The organism is Asticcacaulis sp. (assembly GCF_051956075.1).
Lineage (GTDB): Bacteria > Pseudomonadota > Alphaproteobacteria > Caulobacterales > Caulobacteraceae > Asticcacaulis.
The window spans coordinates 96,115-116,621 of the sequence record NZ_JBQCGA010000060.1; the positions used below are offsets into that span (position 1 = coordinate 96,115).

General features: G+C 64.1%; 18 protein-coding genes and 1 other RNA gene. 15 read left to right on the forward strand and 4 right to left on the reverse strand.

Annotated elements, in window-relative coordinates; all coding sequences use genetic code 11:
* Positions 1 to 38 precede the first annotated feature (38 nt).
* The 4 genes from ffs to recR all read left to right on the forward strand — a co-directional run bounded on the left by ffs (position 39) and on the right by recR (position 3,094).
* An RNA gene (ffs, locus tag ACTHLA_RS15810) (signal recognition particle sRNA small type) lies at positions 39 to 132 on the forward strand.
* Positions 133 to 356: 224 nt separating this feature from the next.
* Complete coding sequence (locus ACTHLA_RS15815; protein WP_440191546.1) at positions 357 to 2,162, forward strand: DNA polymerase III subunit gamma/tau; 1,806 nt, start codon at positions 357 to 359, stop codon at positions 2,160 to 2,162.
* On the forward strand, positions 2,159 to 2,491 hold the full coding sequence (locus ACTHLA_RS15820) for a YbaB/EbfC family nucleoid-associated protein (protein ID WP_440192006.1): 333 nt from the start codon (positions 2,159 to 2,161) through the stop codon (positions 2,489 to 2,491). Before ACTHLA_RS15815 ends, ACTHLA_RS15820 begins: the two co-directional genes overlap by 4 nt.
* A gap of 3 nt (positions 2,492 to 2,494) precedes the next feature.
* Positions 2,495 to 3,094, forward strand: a complete 600-nt coding sequence (gene recR / locus ACTHLA_RS15825) for a recombination mediator RecR (RefSeq protein WP_440191549.1) — start codon at positions 2,495 to 2,497, stop codon at positions 3,092 to 3,094.
* 351 nt (positions 3,095 to 3,445) lie between these two features.
* Here the strand turns inward: recR and ACTHLA_RS15830 are convergent, their stop codons facing one another.
* A complete protein-coding gene (locus ACTHLA_RS15830; protein ID WP_440191551.1) occupies positions 3,446 to 4,006 on the reverse strand; it encodes a VUT family protein in 561 nt (186 codons plus the stop codon).
* A gap of 110 nt (positions 4,007 to 4,116) precedes the next feature.
* On the opposite strand from ACTHLA_RS15830, the gene rmuC reads away from it, so the two are divergent.
* The 4 genes from rmuC (at position 4,117) to truA (ending at position 7,788) form a co-directional block, all read left to right on the forward strand.
* Positions 4,117 to 5,412 carry a DNA recombination protein RmuC gene (gene rmuC, locus ACTHLA_RS15835; protein ID WP_440191554.1) on the forward strand — a complete coding sequence of 432 codons (1,296 nt, stop codon included), beginning with the start codon at positions 4,117 to 4,119 and terminating at the stop codon, positions 5,410 to 5,412.
* A 32-nt stretch (positions 5,413 to 5,444) separates the two neighbouring features.
* Entirely contained in the window at positions 5,445 to 5,984 is a 540-nt protein-coding gene (def, locus tag ACTHLA_RS15840; protein WP_440191557.1) for a peptide deformylase, read from the forward strand.
* 92 nt (positions 5,985 to 6,076) lie between these two features.
* Complete coding sequence (gene fmt / locus ACTHLA_RS15845) at positions 6,077 to 7,009, forward strand: methionyl-tRNA formyltransferase (RefSeq protein ID WP_440191560.1); 933 nt, start codon at positions 6,077 to 6,079, stop codon at positions 7,007 to 7,009.
* Positions 7,009 to 7,788: a tRNA pseudouridine(38-40) synthase TruA gene (gene truA, locus ACTHLA_RS15850; RefSeq protein ID WP_440191563.1), complete on the forward strand. Its 780-nt coding sequence runs from the start codon at positions 7,009 to 7,011 to the stop codon at positions 7,786 to 7,788. The genes fmt and truA overlap by 1 nt, the downstream gene beginning before the upstream one ends.
* On the opposite strand, the gene dapE is transcribed toward truA, so the two are convergent.
* Positions 7,740 to 8,912, reverse strand: a complete 1,173-nt coding sequence (gene dapE / locus ACTHLA_RS15855; protein ID WP_440191566.1) for a succinyl-diaminopimelate desuccinylase — start codon at positions 8,910 to 8,912, stop codon at positions 7,740 to 7,742. The two genes, truA and dapE, sit on opposite strands and share 49 nt — an antisense overlap.
* A 98-nt stretch (positions 8,913 to 9,010) precedes the next feature.
* Between dapE and ACTHLA_RS15860 the strand changes: the two genes are divergently transcribed.
* Entirely contained in the window at positions 9,011 to 10,288 is a 1,278-nt protein-coding gene (locus ACTHLA_RS15860; RefSeq protein WP_440191569.1) for an MFS transporter, read from the forward strand.
* Here ACTHLA_RS15860 and ACTHLA_RS15865 read toward each other — a convergent pair whose 3' ends face one another.
* A complete protein-coding gene (locus tag ACTHLA_RS15865; RefSeq protein ID WP_440191572.1) occupies positions 10,289 to 11,776 on the reverse strand; it encodes a peptidoglycan DD-metalloendopeptidase family protein in 1,488 nt (495 codons plus the stop codon).
* A 507-nt stretch (positions 11,777 to 12,283) separates the two neighbouring features.
* On the opposite strand from ACTHLA_RS15865, the gene ACTHLA_RS15870 reads away from it, so the two are divergent.
* From ACTHLA_RS15870 to ACTHLA_RS15895, 6 genes are all read left to right on the forward strand, one after another.
* A complete protein-coding gene (locus ACTHLA_RS15870) occupies positions 12,284 to 15,838 on the forward strand; it encodes an intermembrane phospholipid transport protein YdbH family protein (RefSeq protein ID WP_440191575.1) in 3,555 nt (1,184 codons plus the stop codon).
* A 78-nt stretch (positions 15,839 to 15,916) separates the two neighbouring features.
* On the forward strand, positions 15,917 to 16,114 hold the full coding sequence (locus tag ACTHLA_RS15875) for a YnbE family lipoprotein (protein ID WP_440191578.1): 198 nt from the start codon (positions 15,917 to 15,919) through the stop codon (positions 16,112 to 16,114).
* Between the two features lie 16 nt (positions 16,115 to 16,130).
* Positions 16,131 to 16,514 (forward strand): YdbL family protein, encoded by a 384-nt coding sequence (locus tag ACTHLA_RS15880; protein ID WP_440191581.1) that lies wholly within the window; start codon positions 16,131 to 16,133, stop codon positions 16,512 to 16,514.
* 136 nt (positions 16,515 to 16,650) lie between these two features.
* Entirely contained in the window at positions 16,651 to 17,823 is a 1,173-nt protein-coding gene (locus ACTHLA_RS15885) for an acyltransferase family protein (RefSeq protein WP_440191583.1), read from the forward strand.
* Between the two features lie 170 nt (positions 17,824 to 17,993).
* The gene (locus ACTHLA_RS15890; protein ID WP_440192009.1) at positions 17,994 to 18,731 is read left to right on the forward strand and encodes a CHAP domain-containing protein; all 738 of its coding nucleotides are present in this window, start codon (positions 17,994 to 17,996) and stop codon (positions 18,729 to 18,731) included.
* A 26-nt stretch (positions 18,732 to 18,757) separates the two neighbouring features.
* Entirely contained in the window at positions 18,758 to 19,711 is a 954-nt protein-coding gene (locus ACTHLA_RS15895) for a magnesium transporter CorA family protein (RefSeq protein WP_440191586.1), read from the forward strand.
* Positions 19,712 to 20,017: 306 nt separating this feature from the next.
* On the opposite strand, the gene ACTHLA_RS15900 is transcribed toward ACTHLA_RS15895, so the two are convergent.
* Positions 20,018 to 20,500 (reverse strand): Fur family transcriptional regulator, encoded by a 483-nt coding sequence (locus tag ACTHLA_RS15900; RefSeq protein ID WP_440191589.1) that lies wholly within the window; start codon positions 20,498 to 20,500, stop codon positions 20,018 to 20,020.
* Between the last annotated feature and the right edge of the window lie 7 nt (positions 20,501 to 20,507).

The window sequence follows — 20,507 nt, forward strand, 5'->3', positions numbered from 1 at the left end:
CGCCTCTTGCAAGCGTGGCTGAAAATCCGCATATAGGCGCAGAGACGGTCGGGCGAAGGCCTCGCCAACCTGGTCAGGGCCGGAAGGCAGCAGCCATAACGAATTCACCTTCGGGTCGGCCGTCTCACCTCCTTCGCTTCGCTCATTCGGTTCGTTTGCCGCTCAAGCGCCGCGAGGCTCGCGCAGCGTGCTCAAGAAGCGAAGCGTTAGCACCCCTAAAATTTTCGCATAGGGCGGTCGCCCTCGCCTCGCTTCACGATGAAGCTCGGAATTCATGACAGTCTAAGCCCTTCGCGCCTGTTAACGAATCGCGCTTAATGGCTGACGCCTGTGCAAAAAGTCCTTATATAGGTCATATGTCCGACACCGCCGATTTCGATGACCCGTTTGCCGTCGCACCCGAACCGGAGCGCGACGATCTGACGGCGGATATTTTTGGTGATGCGCCACCTACGCCTAAGGCCGCTCCGCCAGCGGAAAAGTCCGAAGCCTACACGGTGCTGGCGCGCAAATACCGCCCGCGCACTTTCGAGGATCTGATCGGTCAGGAGGCGATGGTGCGCACCCTGACCAACGCCTTCGCCACCCACCGCATCGCCCATGCCTTTATGCTGACCGGGGTGCGCGGCGTCGGCAAGACGACCACGGCCCGCTTACTTGCGCGCGCGCTCAACTATGAGAGCGCCACAGTCCACGGCCCCAGCGTCGATCTCAGCGTGATGGGCGTGCATTGCCAGGCGATCATCGAAGGCCGCCATATCGACGTTCTGGAGCTGGACGCGGCCTCGCGCACCGGCGTGGACGCCATGCGCGACCTGCTGGAAAGCGTGCGTTACGCCCCGGTCGAGGCGCGCTATAAGGTCTATGTCATCGACGAAGTCCACATGCTGTCCACGGGCGCGTTCAATGCGCTTCTGAAGACGCTTGAGGAGCCGCCGCCGCACGCCAAATTCATCTTCGCCACGACCGAAATCCGAAAAGTTCCGGTCACCATCCTGTCGCGTTGCCAGCGCTTCGACCTGCGCCGCGTCGAGCCGGAAATCCTGAGCCCGCATCTGGAAAAAATCTGCGGCCTGGAAGGCGTGCGCATCGAACCGGACGCCCTGGCCCTGATCGCGCGCGCCGCCGAAGGCTCGGTGCGCGACTCGCTGTCCCTGCTCGATCAGGCGCTGGTGCAGGGCGAGCCGGGCGAGGCGGTCGGCGCCGAGGTGGTGCGCGACATGCTGGGCCTGGCCGACCGCTCGGCGACGCTGTCGCTGTTCGAGAATGTCATTTCTGGCCAGATGAGCGAGGCGCTGCTGGCCTTCCGCACGCTCTATGGCTACGGCGCCGATCCGTCGCAGATTATGGGCGACCTGCTGGAATATTGCCACGCCACCTCGGTGGCCAAGGTGCTGGGCGCCGAAGCGACGCGGCTTCCCAATGCTCAGGCCATGCGCGTGACGGCGCTGGGGTCGCAACTGTCCGCCGGGACGCTGAGCCGGTTATGGACCCTGATGCTCAAGGCGTTCGAGGAGTTGCGCCGCGCGCCCGATCCGTGCGCTGCGTTCGAGATGGCGCTGGTGCGCATGTGCTACGCCGCCGACCTGCCGGGGCCGGAAGCGCTGATGAAGCGGCTGCAAAACGGCGAACCGCTCATGCCGGGCGCGCCCAGTGCGCCGGGCGGCGGCGCGGGCGGGCCGTCAGCGCGCGGTTCCGCCGCCGTGCAGATGCGCGCCGCGCCCAGCCTGCCCGATCCGCAAAGCTTCGACGAGGTGCTGCAACTGATTTCGGCCAAGCGCGATATCGGCCTGCGCGCCGATGTCGAGCGCTTTGTGCGGCTGGTCGCCTTCCGGCCCGGCGCCATCACCTTCGAACCCGCGCCCAACGCCCCCGGCGATCTGGTGCGCAAGTTGTCCCTGCGCCTGAAGGAATGGACAGGGCAGCGCTGGCTGATCGCCACCGAAGGCTCCGGCGGGGCCGAATCGATCATGGAGCGCGACAAGCGCGAGACCTCCGAGGCGAAGGCGCGCATCCAGGCGCATCCCTTCGTCGCGCAGGTTCTGGAGATTTTTCCCGGCGCCGAGATCACCGCGATCCGCGCGCGCCCGAATCCGGTGGCGAGCGACGCCGCGCCCGTCGCGCCCGTCGATGAACGCCCCGACAGCGACGAGGACGACTGATGGACTTTCAGCAGATGATGAAACAGGCCTCCATGGTGCAGCAGAAGTTGCAGGAGGCGCAGGCGAAAATGCACGAAAGCGTGGTCACCGGCGCGTCCGGCGGCGGCATGGTCAAGCTGGAGCTGAAAGGCACGGGCGACATGACCGCGCTCAGCATCGACCCGTCGCTGATGGCGCCGGGCGAGGGCGAGGTGCTGGCCGACCTGATCCGCGCCGCCTATGCCGATGCGCGCAGGAAGCTCGACGACATCAATACGCAGTTGATGCGCGACGCCGCCGCCTCGATGGGGCCGGGGGCGGTGCTGCCTGACCTGCCAAAATTCTTCTAAAACTTGAGCGGCGCCGGACCCGAAATTGAGCGCCTGATGGCGCTATTGTCCAAGCTGCCGGGGCTGGGGCCGCGGTCGGCGCGGCGCGCGGCGCTGGCGCTGTTGAAGCGGCGCGAGCAATTGCTGCTGCCGTTGACAGCCGCCATGCAGGACGCCGCCGAGCATGTCACGACCTGTAGCGTGTGCGGGCGGCTGGCGACGCGCGATCCCTGCGCGACCTGCATCGATCCGGCGCGCGACGCCAGCATGATCTGCGTGGTCGAGGATGACGGTTCGCTGTGGGCGATGGAGCGCGTCGGGGCGTTTCATGGCCGCTATCATGTGCTGGGCGGGCTGTTGTCGGCGCTGGAGGGGGTGCGGCCCGAAGACCTGAAGCTCGACCGGCTGATTGCGCGGGTGCAGGGCGGCGATGTGCGCGAAGTGGTCATGGCGCTGCCCGCCACGGTCGAGGGCCAGACGACCGCCCACTATATCGCCGACCGTCTTCGCGGCCTGAGCAACCAGATCGAGATCACCTATCTGGCGCGCGGCGTCCCCGTCGGCGGCGATCTTGACTGGCTGGATGACAACACGATTGCGCACGCTTTCAAAACGCGGCGCTGACGGCCTTCGAGAAGAAGGGTTTTATCCACAGATTACACAGATATTCAGGGTGATTCCACGCTACCGCTAACTATCGAGCCTGCCGCTTGACGCCACTTGCGCGAAGCGCCTTTCATGACGCCTTCCACTGACGATAGCGGTAGCGTGCGATTATCCTGAACATCTGTGTAATCTGTGGATACCCCCTTTCTTTCCTGCGCAGCTCCCCAGTCTTTATCGTTAATTTTCGCGCAATGGGCGGTTAGGGCTGGTTAACAAATCCTTAACGCTTTAAAGGCTGGCGGTGGAGGAGTTCGCCATGCCTTTGCGCTATATGTTTATCTTCGTCTTCGTCTTTACTCTGTTCGGCGCCTAGGCAGGTTCTGCGGCGGCGAGGGCCAGTTTGCGCTCGCGATGCTTCATGATCAGATAGACGACCAGGCAGCCCAGGAAGCGGCTGACCACTGATCCGGCCAGCGACCAGATGTTGAAAATGCCGGGAATCGCATAGCTGGCGATCCACAAAAACGCCGCCGCGTCGATGGGGCCGGAAATGCCCGCCGAGACGAAGACGCGCTTGGACAGCGGCAATTTTGCAAAGGTGAACAAGGCCCAGTCGATGGTTTCGCTGATCGCGAACGCGCAGGCGCTGGCGAAGGCGATGGTCGGGTCTGATGTGACGATCGACAGCAGCAGGCCGACAGCCAGAAAGCCGAAAATATAATGGCCGACCTCGCGCTGGGCGAAATCGCGCACCACCAGCACCAGTCCGGTCACCACCGTCATCGGGTTCCAGTCGCCATGTCCCGGCAGTGGATAGGTGGGGACGTGATCGAAGCACCAGTTGATAAACGGGATAAGGAACAAGTAGCCATAGGTCCAGGGCGCGCGACCGCTCAGCACCTTGCGCACAAAGGTTTTGAAATCTGTCATAGCTGCTCCCTAAAGCCCGTTTACGCAGCTTATCGCGGTCTGGATGAGGCGCAAGCGCCGACCTGTAGAAAAGACTTGTCAGACGCGGCTTAACAACCTAAGAACGTAACATGAACATGCTTCTCCTGAGTCTGCTGCTGGTCTCCTTGCTCGCCCTGGCCTTTGCGGGGGCGTGGTGGCTGGCCTTTGCCGAGGCGCGACGCTTGCGCGAACGCGCCGATGAGATGAACGATCGCCTGCTTGACGTCACCAATGAATTATCGGCGGCGAAGGAGCGGGCGCGCAATCTGGAAGATGCGCGCGCGGCGATGAGCGAGCAGTTCCAGATCGTGTCGCAGCAGGCCATGCAGGCGTCCAACGAAGCCTTGATGAAGGCTGCCGCCGAGCGCGAGAAGCTGGCGCTGGAGCGCGTCGGCCATACGCTGAAACCCGTAGCCGAGCAGCTCACGCGCTTCGAGGCGCAGGTCAAGGCGATGGAGGAGGCGCGCGCCAAGGATACGGGCGGGCTTAAACAGCAGATTCACGAGCTGATGACCGCCTCGAACGCCACACGCGAGGTGACGCAGAAGCTGGCCGGGGCCTTGCGGCGCGGCGCCGGGGTGCAGGGACGCTGGGGCGAGGAGGTGCTGCGCAATGTCTTGCAGGCGGCGGGCCTGTCGGCGCGCTTTGATTTTCTCGAACAGTTCAGCCTCGACACCGAGGAGGGGCGGCGACGTCCCGACGTGGTGGTGCGCCTGCCTGGCGACGCCTCGGCGGTGTTCGTCAGCGACGCCAAGGTCAATCTGACCGCCTATCTGCAAGCCGCTGAGACGACCGACGAGGCGACGCGCGACATGCTGCTGCGCCAGCATGCGCAGGGTCTGCGCGCCCACGTCAAGGATTTGTCCGCCAAGGCCTACTGGGATCAGTTCAAGGAGCAGGGCTCGCCCGATTTCGTCGCCATGTTCGTGCCCGGCGACGGGCTGCTGGCGGCGGCGCTCGACCATGCGCCGGACCTGTTGAGCGAGGCGATGGATAAGAAGGTGATCATCGTCACCCCGACCACCCTGTTCGCCCTGTGCAAGGCGGTCGCCTATGGCTGGCGCGTCGAAGACCAGATGAAGAACGCCACCCATATCGCTGATCTGGGCCGCGAACTGTATGCGCGTCTGTCGGTCATGGGCGGGCATGTGTCGTCGATGGGCGATGCTCTGGGGCGCGCGGTCGATAAGTATAACGCCTTTGTCGGTTCGCTGGAGACCAAGGTGCTGACCCAGGCGCGCCGTTTTGAAGACTTGCAGGCCGGGCATCAGGGCAAGGAGCTGCCCGATCTCAAGGCCATCGACGCCCAGCCGCGCACGGCTAACAAGCTGAATGCGTTAGAAGGTCTTGGAGAATCGACCGACGAGCGCGTGTCCGAATATTGATTTTAGCTGCGGCTGCGATTACATCTGCGACCATGGCTATACGAGACATCCTGACCGTTCCGAACCCGATCCTCAAACAGGTGTGCAAGCCCGTCGATAAGGTCGATGACGCCCTGCGCGCCTTGATGGACGACATGCTGGAGACCATGTACGACGCGCCGGGCATCGGACTGGCCGCGATCCAGATCGGCGAGCCGGTGCGCGTCATCGTCATGGACTTGCAGGAAAAGCCCGAAGGCGCCGATCCCGACGCCGAGGGCGTGAAACATCCGCGCTATTTCGTCAATCCGGAAATTGTCTGGGCGTCAGAGGAACTGGCCCCTTACGAAGAAGGCTGCCTGTCGGTGCCGGAAGTCTATGACGAGGTGCTGCGGCCCGCGCGCGTGCGCATCCGCTATCTCGACTATAACGGCCAGCAGGTCGAGGAGGAGGCCGACGGCCTTTACGCCACCTGCATCCAGCACGAGATGGATCACCTGAACGGCGTCCTGTTCATCGACCACCTGTCCAAGCTCAAGCGCGACCGCGCCGTCACCAAGGTCAAGAAGCTGGTGCGTTCGGCGGCGGCCTGAAGGTGGGCGGCTTAAAGGTTGCGCGATCCCTGCATTAGTGATTAGACCTCGCAACCATAGTTGCGAGGTTTTTTCATGCGCGGATTCTTTTAATGCGTCTGGTCTTTATGGGAACTCCCGAATTTGCGGTGCGCGCGCTGGCCGAGCTGGTGGCGTCGGGGCATGAGATCGTGTGCGTCTATTCGCAGCCGCCCGCGCCGAAAGGCCGGGGTCAGGTGCTGTCGCCGTCGCCGGTCCATACCTTCGCGCAAGGTCTGGGGCTTGAGGTGCGCACGCCGAAATCCATGAAAGACCCACAGGCCATTGCGGATTTTCGCGCGCTCGATATCGACGCCGCCGTGGTCGTCGCCTACGGCAAGATACACAAAAATGAGGTGCTGGAGCATCAATCGCTCGGTTGCTTAAACGTGCACGCCTCCCTGCTGCCGCGCTGGCGCGGCGCGGCGCCGATCCAGCGCGCCATCATGGCGGGCGACGCCTTTACCGGCGTCGAGGTCATGCGCATGAGCGAAGGTCTCGATGAAGGCCCGGTCATCCTGTCGGGGCGCGTCGAGATCGCCGCCGACGATACGGCGCAGAGCCTGCACGATAAGCTGGCGGCGCTTGGCGCATCGTTATTGCCGGTCGCCCTGGCCGCCATCGAGCGCGGCGGCGCGCAGGAACGCGCCCAGACCGGCGAGCCGACCTATGCGAAGAAGATCACACCGGAAGAGGCGCGCATCGACTGGACGCGACCGGCGCGCGATCTGGATTTCCATATTCGCGGCCTGTCGCCGTTTCCGGGCGCCTGGACGATGATGGACGCGGGCAAGGGCGCGCAGCGTCTGAAGGTGCTGATGTCGCGCCCAACTGACGAGGCCAGCGGCGAGGTTCCCGGCACGCTGCTGCTGGGTGCGGGCTTGAAGATCGCCACCGGCGACGGCGTGATCGAGCTGACCCGGGTGCAGCGCGAGGGCAAGTCGGCGCAGGACGGCGTCGAATTCCTCAAAGGGTCGGGCCTGAGGGCCGGGGATCAACTGATCTGATGCCGCGCTACAAGCTCTGGATCGAATATGATGGCCGCCCCTATAAGGGCTTTCAGGCGCAGGGCGACCTGCCGACCGTGCAGGGCGCGCTCGAAGCCGCCATCCTGAAATTCAGCGGCCAGACCTTGCGTCTGACCGCCGCCGGACGCACCGACACCGGCGTGCACGCCACCGGACAGGTGGTCAGCTTCGATCTCGACAAGCCGTTTCCCGCCGATACGGTGCGCGACGCCATCAATGCCTGTATCCAGCCGGAGCCGGTCGCGGTCTTGCGCGCCGAACAGGCCGATGACGACTTTTCAGCGCGCTTTTCGGCCACGGGACGGATGTATCTCTATCGCATCCTTAATCGCCGCGCGCCGCCTGCGCTCGATCAGGGCCGCGTCTGGCATGTCAAGAAGCCGCTCGATGCGGGCGTCATGGCTGAGGCAGCGAAGGTTCTGGTCGGCACACACGACTTCACCACCTTCCGCCACGTCGAATGTCAGGCTAAATCGCCGGTCAAGTCGCTCGACATCGCCCGCGTCGCACAGGTGGGGGAGGAAATTCACCTCGTCTTCGCCGCGCGCTCCTTCCTGCACCGGCAGGTGCGCTCGATGACCGGCACGCTGGTCGAGGCGGGGCTGGGACGCTGGACGGTCGCGGACGTGGCGGCGGCGCTGGCGGCGAAGGACCGCACAGCCTGCGGTCAGGTCGCGCCCGCGCACGGGTTATACCTAACCCATGTCACCTACGAAGCTGCGCCAAACTTCGAGAAATACGCCTCGATCAAGGCCTGATAGGCGTCGGTCAGCGCTTCGAGATCGGCCACGCTGACCGCCTCATTGACCTGATGCATGGTCTGGCCGACCAGACCGAACTCGACCACCGGGCACAGATCGCGGATAAAGCGCGCGTCCGAGGTGCCGCCACTGGTCGAAGGATCGGCCTTGACGCCGAGCTTCGCCTTGATCGTATCGAGGATCAGATCGACGAAATCGCCTGGCTCGGTCAGAAAGGCCTCACCCGACACGCGCGCCTTGAAGTCGATGCGGATCGGCGTGCCGTGGGCGTGCTTTTCGCACAGTTTCAAGAGCCAGCCGTTCAGGGTCGTGCCGGTATGGGTCGGGTTGAAGCGGATATTAACGCGCGCGCTGGCCTGGGCCGGGATGATGTTGGTGGTCGGATTGCCGGTGTCGATGCTGGTGATCTCCAGATTCGACGGCGGAAAGCTCTCATAGCCCTTGTCGAGCACGCGGCCCTTCATCTCGGCCAGCAGGTTGACCAGAACGGGCAGGGGGTTGAGCGCGCGGTCGGGATAGGCGACGTGGCCCTGTTTGCCGATCACGGTAAAGGTTGCGTTCAGGCTGCCGCGCCGCCCGACCTTGATCATGTCGCCTAAGCGATCCACCGAAGTCGGCTCGCCAACGATGCAGTGGTCGATGACTTCGCCCCTGGCTTTCAGATGCTCGACGACCTTTTTCGTGCCGTTGACCGCGTCGCCCTCCTCGTCGCCGGTGATCAGGAAGGACAGGCTGCCCGGATGCGAACTCAGCCGCGCCACCGCCGCGATCCAGGCCGCGATGGCGCCCTTCATATCGACGGCGCCGCGCCCGATCAGCGCGCCGTCATGCACCTCGGCGCCGAACGGATCGTACTTCCACAGGTTGCGCGCGCCGGACGGCACGACATCGGTATGACCGGCGAAGCACAGATTGGGCGCGGCGGTCCCGCGCCGGGCGTAGAGGTTTTCGATATCCTCGAACTTCAGCCGCGTGCAGGTAAAGCCCATGCCCTCCAGGGTGCGCTGCACGACGTCCATCGCGCCTGCGTCGGCGGGCGTCACGGAAGGTCGGCTGATCAGCGCCTTGGCCAGTGTGACGACATCGGGTGATTTTTTCGCGGAAATATCTGTTTTCACCATGCGCCCTGCTGTAAGACCCTTTGAACGCCGGGGAAAGACTCAAAACCGTTCGTCACATGTTTTTTGACCCTATGTTTTTCTGTTGAGGCTTCTCTGAAGTGACCGCATCCGACAACGGCGCCGAGGCCGTCTCGCAGGGCATGGAGCCCGACGACAACCGCCATCCCCTGCAAATCCGCAACTTCCTGCTGTTGTTCCTGTCGCGCATCGCCGCCGTTCTGGGCGGCACGGCGCAGGGCGCGGCCATCGCCTGGGAGGTCTATACGCTGGCGCGGCGTCACAATGATGTGAACGAGTCGGCCTTCTATGTCGGCATGTTCGGCCTGGCGCAGTTCATCGCCCTGTTCTGCCTGACCATACCGGCGGGGATTCTGGTTGACCGCGTGGCGCGCAAGAAGGTGCTGCTTGGCACCCTGTCGCTGCAATCCTTCTTATCGGTGGTTTTCTGTCTCTACACCCTGCTGCCCGATCCGCCGATCTGGGGGCTGTTCGTGCTGGGCTTCGTGCAGGGCGCCCTGCGCGCCTTCGGCGCACCGGCGACCTCGGCGCTAGGGCCGATGCTGGTGCCGCGTCAGGTGCTGCCCAAGGCGATTGCGATGAATTCGATGTCGATGCAGGTCGGCTCGATCGTCGGCCCGGCCCTGGGCGGCGTGCTGATCGCCTTTTCGACCCAGTCGGCCTATATTGTTTGCGCCGTTCTGATGGTCGTCGCCACCCTGATGATTTTCGCTATCGACGCCGACACCCAGCCGCAGGCGCCGACCGGCTCCAAGACCGAAATGGTCAAGGAGGGGGCGGAATTCATCTGGAAGTCCAAGATGCTGCTGGGCGCCATGTCGCTCGATCTGGCGGCGGTGCTGCTGGGCGGTGCGACGGCGCTGATCCCCGTGTTTGCGCGCGACGTGCTGGAGGTCTCGCCCTTCTATTTCGGCCTGTTGCAGGCGGCGACGCCCGCCGGCGCCATCCTGATGTCGCTGTCCCTGTCGCAGTTTCCGATCCGCCGCCACGCCGGGCCGTGGATGTACGCCTGCGTGGCGATCTTCGGGGCCGCGACCATCGTATTCGGCCTGTCGCGCAATATCTGGCTGTCAATCTTCGCTCTGATGGTGCTGGGCGCGGCGGATATGGTCAGCGTCTTCGTGCGCCAGACCCTCGTGCAATTGTTCACGCCCGATCACATGCGCGGGCGGGTGTCGTCGGCCTCGTTCCTGTTTATCGGCGCCTCGAACCAGCTTGGCGAATTCGAGAGCGGCGTGACCGCGCGCTTTTTAGGCCCGGTCGGGGCGGCCCTGTTCGGCGGCATAGGCTCGCTTCTCGTCACGGTGATCTGGATCCGGCTGTTTCCGGTCCTGTTCAAGGCCGACCGGCTGGAATGATCAGCGCATGCCGCGCGTGGTGGTCAGGCCGGTGCGCAGCGGGGCCAGGCTGTTGACGCGCAAAGCGCCAGCCTCGTTTTGCGCCAGCTCGGTCGAGTGGGCCATTGGGCGCGAGGTCGCCCCTTCATCCTCGAAATGATAGTCGCCGGTATTGACGGCCACGGCGCCGGAGCCGCCATCGGTATGGTTCGCCGCCATGGCGATCATGCCGTCGATGGCGCGCTTGCGGGCGCGGAAGGCGATCATGTCCTGACCCTGCAACAGGCTGGAATCGGGCACTTTTGCGCTCTTGGGGTTGATCGGGTGACCGTTCTGCCAGACTTCGAAATGCAGGTGCGGGCCGGTCGAACGTCCGGTCGAGCCGACATAGCCAATGATCTGGCCCTGGGTGACGTGCTGACCGGGCTTGACCGCAATGGCCGACATATGGCCGTAGCCGGTCTCCCATTCGCTATTATGGCGCAGACGCACCCAGCGGCCATAGCCGCCCCACCACTTGGCGTCCTCGACCACGCCGTCGCCCGCCGCCATGATCGGCGTGCCGATCGGCGCGGCGAAGTCGATGCCGGTGTGCAACTTGGTGAAGCCGAGGATCGGGTGCATACGCATGCCGAAGGTCGAGGAGATGCGCGCGCCATAGACCGGGGTGGTCAGCAGAAAGCCTTTGATGTTCTTGCCGTTCTCGTCGAAGAATTCCGGCTGGGAATCGCCCTTGGGCTGGAAGGAATAGAAGCGGTCGGCGCCGTCATGCGTCTGGATTTCGGCATAGAGCAGATTGCCCGCCTCGACCGTGCGGCCGCTTTCGGTGACCTTGCGGTCGAACACCAGTTTGAACGTGTCGCCCGGTTGGATGTCGCGCTCGAAGTCGAGCTTGTGCGCGAACAGCTTGACCACCTGAGCGGTCAGGGACGGGGTGGCGCCCAGGGCGGCGGCGGAGGTGAACAGGGAGCCGGACACCGCGCCGATGGCGACGCGGCGTTCGTCGCGCACCGATTCCTCCAGTGCGCGCAGGCGCATCGAGCCGTCGCGCGCCGTGGTCAGGGTCAATTGCTTGGCCGGTCCGGTGCGTAAGGTCAGGCCCAGCAGTTGCGCAGGCGCGTCAGAATTGCCGGCCGGGCGCGCGATGGCGGCTTCCAGGCTGAGGCCCGCCTTGAGATTTTGCAGATTGAAAGCCTGCGACAGCAGGGTGACGGCGGCCTTGGCCTCGGCGGGGGCCACGCCCATGCGCGACACGGCCTCGGCCAGGGTTTCGCCGGAGCGGATCGAGATCGGCACGTCAATCGCGGGGCTGAAGCCGGGGCGCGCGGCGGCTTCGGCGAAGGCCTGTGTCTCCAGCGCCATGCTGGCGGCGGGATCCATGGGCGCATTCAGACCGGGCAGGGGCTGGAACAGGCGCCAGGCCGCGACGCCCACCGTGATCGCCGCCGCCGAAGCGAACAGCATCGGCGACAGGCGAATGGGTTGGCGGCGGGGATCGAGTTGAGCCATATACGCGGTCAAGTCCTTCGTAGGGCGCCGAAAGCGGCGTAAGCACGGGAACAGGGCGGTCCGGTCGCGGTCCGGCGGAAATTCAGGACGAAGGCGAAAAGAATGGCCTGAGTCTTAAATTTGCGTCAAAATAAACTGTGGACTGCCCTCCATACGCCAAAAAAGGGCAAAATTGAGGCGCTTTTTCGCCTGTCGCCATGCGGTCAGCCAGGATTTTTACCTACGAATCGCCGCCGCTGTGAGGCAAATGCTGTGGAAAAAGGGTTAAGGCGATCTTAATTTCAAAGCGAGGACGTTTTCGCCTGAGCGGAGAAATCGTCGCCTTGCGTTAACAATCTGTGGAAAACTTGCGTCAGATCAAGGCGCGCGCGTCATCTTTTTGCCCCGCCCGTGTAAAACAGTTGGCGAAATCCGTTTGCGTCCGCATTTTCTTTACATGTTTCGGACATGGTGAATCCCCGGGCGCGAAACTGCCCCTGAAATGCAGAAAGCTTGCCGCCGCCGCTGATGACACAGCCGATCTCCCTCACCGATGACGAGGCGCTCTGGTTCCCCGTAAGCATGAGCGGCAGCGATAGTTTTTCGCGGCCGACGGGCGTTGACGGCGCGCCTCTGCCGGATGGCGACGGCGCCGATGACGGCATCGGAACGCCCAGGAATCGAACCTATGGAAGCGGCGGACCGAACGGTCCAAAACCGCCGCGCAGAGGCGGCATAAGGGCGTCGAGCTGGCTGTGGCTGACCCTGTGGGGCGCGACGGCGGCGGGCGTCATTGTCTATGCGGCGCGGCGCGAGATCGCCGCCGAGATCGTGCAGGGCTGGCTGGCCGGACAGGGCGCCCGCGCCAGGGTGCATTTCGATGCTCTGAGCCTCAAACACGCCGAAGGCAGCCTGCTGATCGGCGACAAGGACAGGCCGGAATTCAGCCTCGACCGCTTCGACATCGATTACAGGCTGACCCCGTTTGCGCGCGGCGGCCTGCCGCTGGCGCAGGTGACGCGCGTCCATCTCGTGCATCCGGTCGTTCAGGCTTCGCTGAAGAAGGGACAACTGCATTTCGGCGCGCTGGACAAGCTGGTCAATGGCCTGCTGAGCGCGCCGCCGTCCAAGGCGCCGCCGCCACAGGACATCATCGTTGAGGACGCGGTGGCCCGCCTGTCCACCGATTACGGCCTGCTGCGCGGGCGCGGGGCCTTAAGTCTGCATGAAGGCCGTCTGGCGGCGCTCAACTTCACCCTGCCCGCGACGCATCTCAGCGGCCCGCAAGGCGAGGGCGATCTGTCGTCGGCGCAGATTCTGGCGCGCTCGGTTAACTCGGCGCAGAATGGCGAACAACTGCACATTCAGGCGCGCGTCAGCGGCGACAATATCCGTATCGGCGACGCCGCGGGCGCGGTCGAAGGCGGGGCGGCGGTCGCGGTCGAGGATGCGTCGCTGGGGCTCGACCTGCTGGCGCCCTACCGCAAATCGCAAGCCTTTTTCGACGCCTTCACCGGCGCTGGCGAGGCGAAGCTGGACCTGCACGCCGGACAGGTCAGCGCCGGGGGCGCCGAGGCGCGCCATGTCGACGCGCGCCTGACCCTGGCCGGCGCCGTGCAAAGCGGCGAAAAGGCGGGCGGTTTCAGCGGCGCGGCGCAATTGGATACACAGGCCGAGTCGCTGTCCAGCGGCGCCCTGCGCGCCGAACAGGTGCGGCTGAGCGGCGACAAGCTGGCGCTGAAACTGAATTTGCAGGCGGGCGCCGCGCCGGTCATGACTCTGAGCGGGCCGGTCAGCCAGCATATCGGTCATCTTAGTCAGCCGGGTTTCGACGCGCGCGACGCGGCGTTCGATCTCGGTCGCGTGCTGCTGGCCGCGGATGACAAGGGCGCGCAGGCCGATTTCGAAGGCCGCGCCCGTATCGGCGCCGTGACAAGCGGCGATATCGGTCTGACGGCTGTGAAACTGACGCTGAACGGCGAGGCGCGCAGCAATGCGGCGACCGGCGGCTGGCGACTGGCCGCGCAGGGCGATCTCGATGCGGACGGGCGTTATGCCGGACTGAACGCCGCCGCGCAGGGCCGCCCGGAGCGCGTGCCGGTGACGGCGCCGCTCGTTCCGGTACAACCCAAACCTGCCGAACCGCCGAAAGAACCTCTCGACGCCATCGTCGCGCTGGATCGGGCGTTCGAGCGTTTCCGGCTCGGCGCGCGCGGTCTCAGCCTCGATATGGCGGCGGACGACGCGGCGACGCCGCCGACCTTGAAACTGCGCCTCAGGAACGGCGCGCGTTTCGATCTCAAGGGCGGCGGTCAGGCGCGCCTCGACGCCGGAAAAGCGGGCGTCGTTTATGATTCACGCGGCCAGGGCGCTTTCACCGTGACTCTAGACGGACCCGATCTGCCGCAGGCGAAGCTCGACGTCGCCCGTCTCGACGCCAACGGCGCAGGCGACTGGAGCTTGAGCGCGCAGGGCGATGTCGCGCCGGTCGTCGGGGCGCAGTTCGACGGCCACGGGCGGTTCGCCATGACGAACGACGGCCTTGTCGCGACTTTGAGCGAACCGGCGACCTTTACGGCGGCGTCGGCGGAGATCGGCGATCATCTGGAGCATCTGTCGGCCAGCCTGACCCCGGCGAAAGCGCCGCTGCTGGCCATGTCGCCGCAGGGCTGGCGTTCGGAAGCGGGCTTTTCGGACCTGTCCTTGAGCGCGCCGAACGAACAGGCGGCGTTTGCGGGCGGGGGCGGGACGTTCGCCGCCTATGCGCTGCCGGGCGGCGACGCGACCGGTCTGAAGGCCGATCTCAGCGCCGGTCTGGTCAGCGATACGCTGGAGGGCGACCAGAAACGCTTTCATCCGTTGCAGATCACCGGCGCCCTGACGCAGGACGCGCGCGCCATGACGGGCCGCTTCTTCGCCGCCACGCCGAACGCGAAGGATGCCAACGGCAAGCCGCTGCCGGTGGCGCAGCTCGACCTCGTCAACAGCGTGACCAGCGGCAAGGGGACGCTGAAAATCCACACCTACGGCCTCGATTTCGCACCGGGCGGGCTGCAACCCACCGATCTGACCCCGCTGACCGCCGCGGCCAGCAATGTCAGCGGCAAGGCGGTCTTCGATGGCGGTTTCGCCTGGGACGCAAAGACCGTGACCAGCGGCGGGACGCTGACGCTCGACGGCCTGAACTTCACCGCCGGTCCAGCCAATGCCCGCACGCTGAGCGGCAAGATCGTCTTTACCTCCCTGTCGCCACTGTTGTCCGACCCGCATCAGCGGCTCAGCATCGCCAATATCGATTCCGGCCTGCCCTTGACCGATCTCAATCTCGGCCTGCAATTCATGGGAGACCATATTGCTCTGGAGGAGGCGCAGGTCATGACGCCGGGCGGCGTCGTGCGGCTGGAGCCGATGGCCCTGCCGATGGACGCCAAAACCGCAATCAGCGGCGTCGTCAGCTTCGACGGGCTTGATTTCGGCAAGATCATCGCCGCCACCAGTCTGGCGGACAGTATGAGCTTTGACGGGACTCTGACCGGCAAATTGCCCTTCACCATCAAGGATGGCCATATCCGCGTCGCCAATGGCTATATGACGTCGGACCGGCCCGGCCGCATTTCGGTCAAGCGCTCCGCCGTCACCGGTGTTGACGCCACCGGCAATGTCACCAGCGAGCATGTCGACAAGGCGACGGCGGCGGTCGCCGAGGCCAATGCGCGCGCCGCCGCCGCCGCCGATCCCAACTTCAATCCGTTCCAGGATCTGGCTTATCAGGCGATGGAGCATATCGCCTACGACCAGATCGACGCGAAGGTGAATTCGCAGGACGGCGTGCTGGACAACAGCTTCCATATCAAGGGCCGTTTCGACCCGCCGCAGAAGCAGAAGGCGACGATCAGCCTGTTCGACTACCTGCGCGGCACATGGATGCAGAAGCCGATCACCCTGCCGTCGGGCACGCCGGTCGAACTGTACCTCGAAGTGCCGGTCAATCTCGACGAACTGCTCGGCGATCTGGCGCAGTTCGGCGCGCCCGCGCAGGAGCTGGCGCCGCAACCGGCGAGCCAATCTGCGGAAAAGCCGTAGCGCGCAAATTATGCCGTTCCGTTCAGCTTCGGTTCAGCCTATATCTGCTGATATGCCATGACCGATCAGGAGTTGCGCATGACCAAGAAATTCGCCCACATCTCTTTCGCCGGGGCGGCGGCTGTACTGGGCGCCTTTGCGCTGAGCGCCTGTACGCCGTCCGTTAATGTCAACGTCAATCTGGCGCCGATCTACGCCAAGCTCGACGTCAATGTGAAGGTTCAGCTCGACAAGGACGTTCAGGCCCTGGCGCAGCAGAATCCCAATCTGTTCTAGATTTGTGAGGTTTGTGATGAAGATTGTTTCTCTGAAAGCCGCCGCCGCCGCGCTTATGCTGGCGGGCGCCGTCGCGGGCGGCGCCGCTCTGACCGTCGCTCCGGCCTATGCCGACATCGCCGCCTCCAAGGCCATGGTGGACGCCGCCAAGGCGGCGGGCAAGGTCGGTGAGATGAACACCGGCTATCTCGGCTTTGTCGGCGCGCCTGACACCGGCGCGCTCAAGGCCGCCGTGGACGACATCAATAATGGCCGCAAGCAGGTCTATGCGCAGGCCGCCGCCAAGAACGGCGTCTCGCCCGAAGCCGCCGGCATTTCGGCCTTCAATACGGTGATCTTGCCGAAACTCAATCCCGGCGACTATTATCAGGACGCCACGGGTAAGTGGACGCGCAAATAGGCGCGGGACGGATCAAGGATATGGCCCCGCAGGTCGCCCTGCGGGGCTTTTTCATGTCCAATCTGTAACACGACGCGGCACGGTTCATGCAGAGTCAGGCTCAGTCGCCTTTCCGGCGCCGTTTTGGAACACGCCCATGCCCCAGAATCCCGTCCAGGACCATCTGAAGCCCCTGACCAGTCTGCGTTTCTTCGCCGCCGCCTGGGTCGTGCTATACACCTATATTCACGAGCTGAAAGGCGCGTTGAGCATCGGTCTGTTGAACAAGGGTTATCTCGGCGTCGATCTGTTCTTCGTACTGTCGGGCTTTATCCTGTCCTATGTCTATTTTGAAGGCTTCAAGGCGGGACGCTTCACCTACGGCAAGTTCATCACCATGCGGCTGGCGCGCATCTATCCGCTGCATATCGCCATGCTGGTCTTTACGCTGCTGCTGATCGCGGCGGCGGCGATTGCGGGACAGCATCTCGATGCGAACGCCAGCAACTGGGCGGCCCTGCCTGCGCACCTGAGCCTGACCCAGGCCTGGGGGCTGGCGCCGACCGCGTCGTTCAACCATCCGTCCTGGTCGATCTCGGCGGAATGGTTCGCCTATCTGACCTTCCCCTTGACCGCTTTCGTCGCGGTGAAGCTGCACAATCGCCCCATGCTGGCGGTCGGTCTGGCCATGGGGCTGATGACGATCATGTACGCGGCGTTTCAGGGCGTGATGGGCTTTCACCTGACCAACGCCACCTTCCAGTGGGGCGCGCTGCGCATCGTTCCGGCCTTCCTTTACGGCGCGGCCCTGTTTCTGGCCTGGCGCGCGGGCGCGGTGCAGCGCTCCGGCGTCGCTTTGGCGGGCGCGATCATCGCCAGCCTGACCATGATCTTCGCCGCCAGCTTCGTGCCGGGCGATCTGGTCGCCTGCGATCTGCTCATCGTGCTGGCGGCGGGCCTGCTGGTCCTGTCCATGGCGGGCCTGGCGCCCAAGACGGGCGAGGGCGGGATTCTGTCCGGCAAGGCCCTGGTCTATCTCGGCGAAATCAGCTTCGCGACCTATATGATCTATGTGCCGTGGAAGTGGGTATATCTGAAGGGCGTCGATCGCCTGCTGGGCCTGCAGGGCCACGGGTTGCCGTTTGTCTGGTGGCTGGCCGGGCTGCTGGCGCTGATCCCCCTGTCGATGCTGGCGCACCACCTGATCGAGCGCCCGTGCCGCGAGATCGTGCGGTACTATGGTGAAAAGTGGCTGAAATCAGGCATTTGGAAAAAATTCAGTAAAGTTAATTTTACACGCCCCGCAGGCGAAAAAGGGGTTGAAAATTAATATTTCTGTTGTACCCATGACACGGTAGTAACAGTTTACGGAGTGGAAGCGTGAAGAAAACCGTGTCGGCGATCGTCTGCGCCATCCTGACCCTCAGCGTCGCCACGCCGCTTTACGCGAAAACGGTTCATCACGCCAAAGCCTCGCACAAGTCATCCTCCTCGCCCTATCTGCAATGCGTGACCTTTGCGCGCCAGTTGACCGGCATGCAGATTTTCGGCGACGCCTGGACCTGGTGGGAAAAGGCGACCGGCAAATATGACGAAGGCCATGCGCCCAAGCCCGGCGCCGTGCTGGTCTTCCGTCCGCAGGGCAAGATGCGCCTCGGCCACGTCGCCGTCGTCTCGCAGATCATCACCGACCGCTATATTCAGGTGACCCACGCCAACTGGTCGCCGATCAATGGCCGCCGCGGTCAGGTCGAGGACCATGTCAATGTGCTCGACGTCTCCGACAAGGGCGACTGGAGCAAGGTCAAGGTGTGGTACGGCCCGCTCAACGATCTGGGCACGACCGTCTATACGACCTATGGCTTCATCTATAATGACAAGCCGCAGCAGATCGCCGCGCCGGAAACCGCGCCCCAGATGTCGCCTAAGGCCTCGCCGATGCAGGCCGCCGCCGCCGCGACACAGGTGGCGATGACCGACGCCGACGCCGCGCCTGCGGACCTGCCCGCCGATCTCAAGGCCGCCCTGTCGCCCGACAACACGAAGGGCTTTGGCGCCGTCAAGCCGGTCACCGTGGCCGCCAAGGTCAAGGGCAAGGCCGCCGCCGACCTCACCGCCAAGCTGGATGGCGATCAGGACAAGCCCAGTGTTAAACCTGTCGTCGCCAAGGCCTCTGAAAAGGCCGCCGTCACCGTCCATACCCGCGCGCCGACCCGTAAGACTCACCACAAGCGTTAAATCATTCAGCGCCTGCCGGGGGGATTATGCTCAGCCTGCACGCCGCCGGTCACGAGGTTGCCGATAACCAGGCCTCTGACGCCGCCTGGATCGACCTTTATAATCCGACCCGCGAAGAAGAACTGGCCATGGAGGCCCGGCTCGGCGTGCTGTTGCCGACGCGCGAGGACATGGCCGAGATCGAGGCGTCGAGTCGGCTCTATCTGGAAAACGGCGTCGCCTTCATGACCGCGCAGGTCGCCTTTTACGGCGGTCAGGCGCATTTGCAGAGCGGGCCGGTGACCTTTGTGCTGGCCGGTCAGCGTCTGGTGACCATCCGCTATATCGACCCGGCCTCTTTCGGTATTTTCGCCAGCCATATCGACAGGTCGCCGGTGCTGTGTCAGGACGGGACGACGGCGTTTTTAAACCTGCTCGACGTCATTATCGACCGCACCGCCGATCTGATCGAGAAGACTCAGGGCCAGATCGACGAATTGTCGCGCTCGATCTTCACGCGCCAGCGTAAGGGGCGGCTGGAGGACGTGCTGCTGCTGCTCGGCAACGCTCAGAACGACATCGTCAAGATCCGTGACTCGCTCGTCACCTTCGCGCGTCTGACCGCCTTCGCCGCCGGGCTGGACCCGGCGCTGACGTGCGGCGCGCATCCCGACAACAAGGAGTTTCAGGACCGCCTGCACACCATGAGCCAGGATGTGACCTCATTGAGCGACCACGCCACCTATGTGTCGGGCAATATCGCCTTCCTGCTCGACGCTGCCCTGGGTCTGATCAATGTCGAGCAGAATGCAGTGATGAAGGTGATTTCGGTGACCTCGGTGGTCTTCCTGCCGCTGACCCTGATCGCCTCGATCTACGGCATGAATTTCGAGCACATGCCGTTCCTGCATAACCCGGACGCCTTCTGGGCGTCGATCGTGATGATGGCCGCGATCGCGGTCGCCCTGATCTGGTGGTTCCGCATGAAGCGGTGGGTGTAGGCCGGATCGACCTTCAGAATGCCTGTCCTGAGCGAATGGCGCGGATGGCTCAGATTTAGAAGGGATTTAACCACGGATGACGGCCTATGGCCGTCTGCACGGACCGCCGCTTACGCGGCGTACACGGATGAAGTTGAGAGCGCGGTAAGCGCAGCGCCTTCCCTTATCCGTGAAGATGGCCAAAGGCCATCATCCGTGTTTTCTGTGGTTAAATCTAAATCTGCGATATCTGCGTCATCCGTGACTCCCCTTTTCGCCAATGAGAGATGAGGCAGGAAACCGAATGTCGATTCGCCCCAGGCGGGTTTAAGCCGCCTGACAGGCCTGACACAGGCCATGCGCCTCTAAAGTCACATGCTTGACCTGAAAGCCGGTGCGCGCCGCGGTCGCCTCGATCTCCGGCATGCTGGGTATGGCGATTTCCTCGCTGGAGCCGCAGCAGTCGCACAGCAGGAAGGCCGCCGTATGCGCATGGTCCCGGGTGTCACAGGCGACGAAGGCGTTGAGGCTTTCGATGCGGTGAATCAGCCCCATCTGCTCCAGAAAGCTGAGGGCGCGATAGACGGTTGGCGGCTTGGCCGCGCCGTCGGGATGGAAGCGGTCGATCACGTCATAGGCCTTGATCGGCCCGCCCGCCTCTAAGATCAGCTCATAGGTGCGCAGGCGCGACGTGGTCATGCGCTCGCCCGCTTCGACGCACAGAGCCTGCGCCTCATCAAGCCGCGTCGCCTTGGCGGCGTCGGACAGGGCGTGGTCATGGTCGTGGGCGTGGTCGCAGGTGGTGCTCATACTGCTT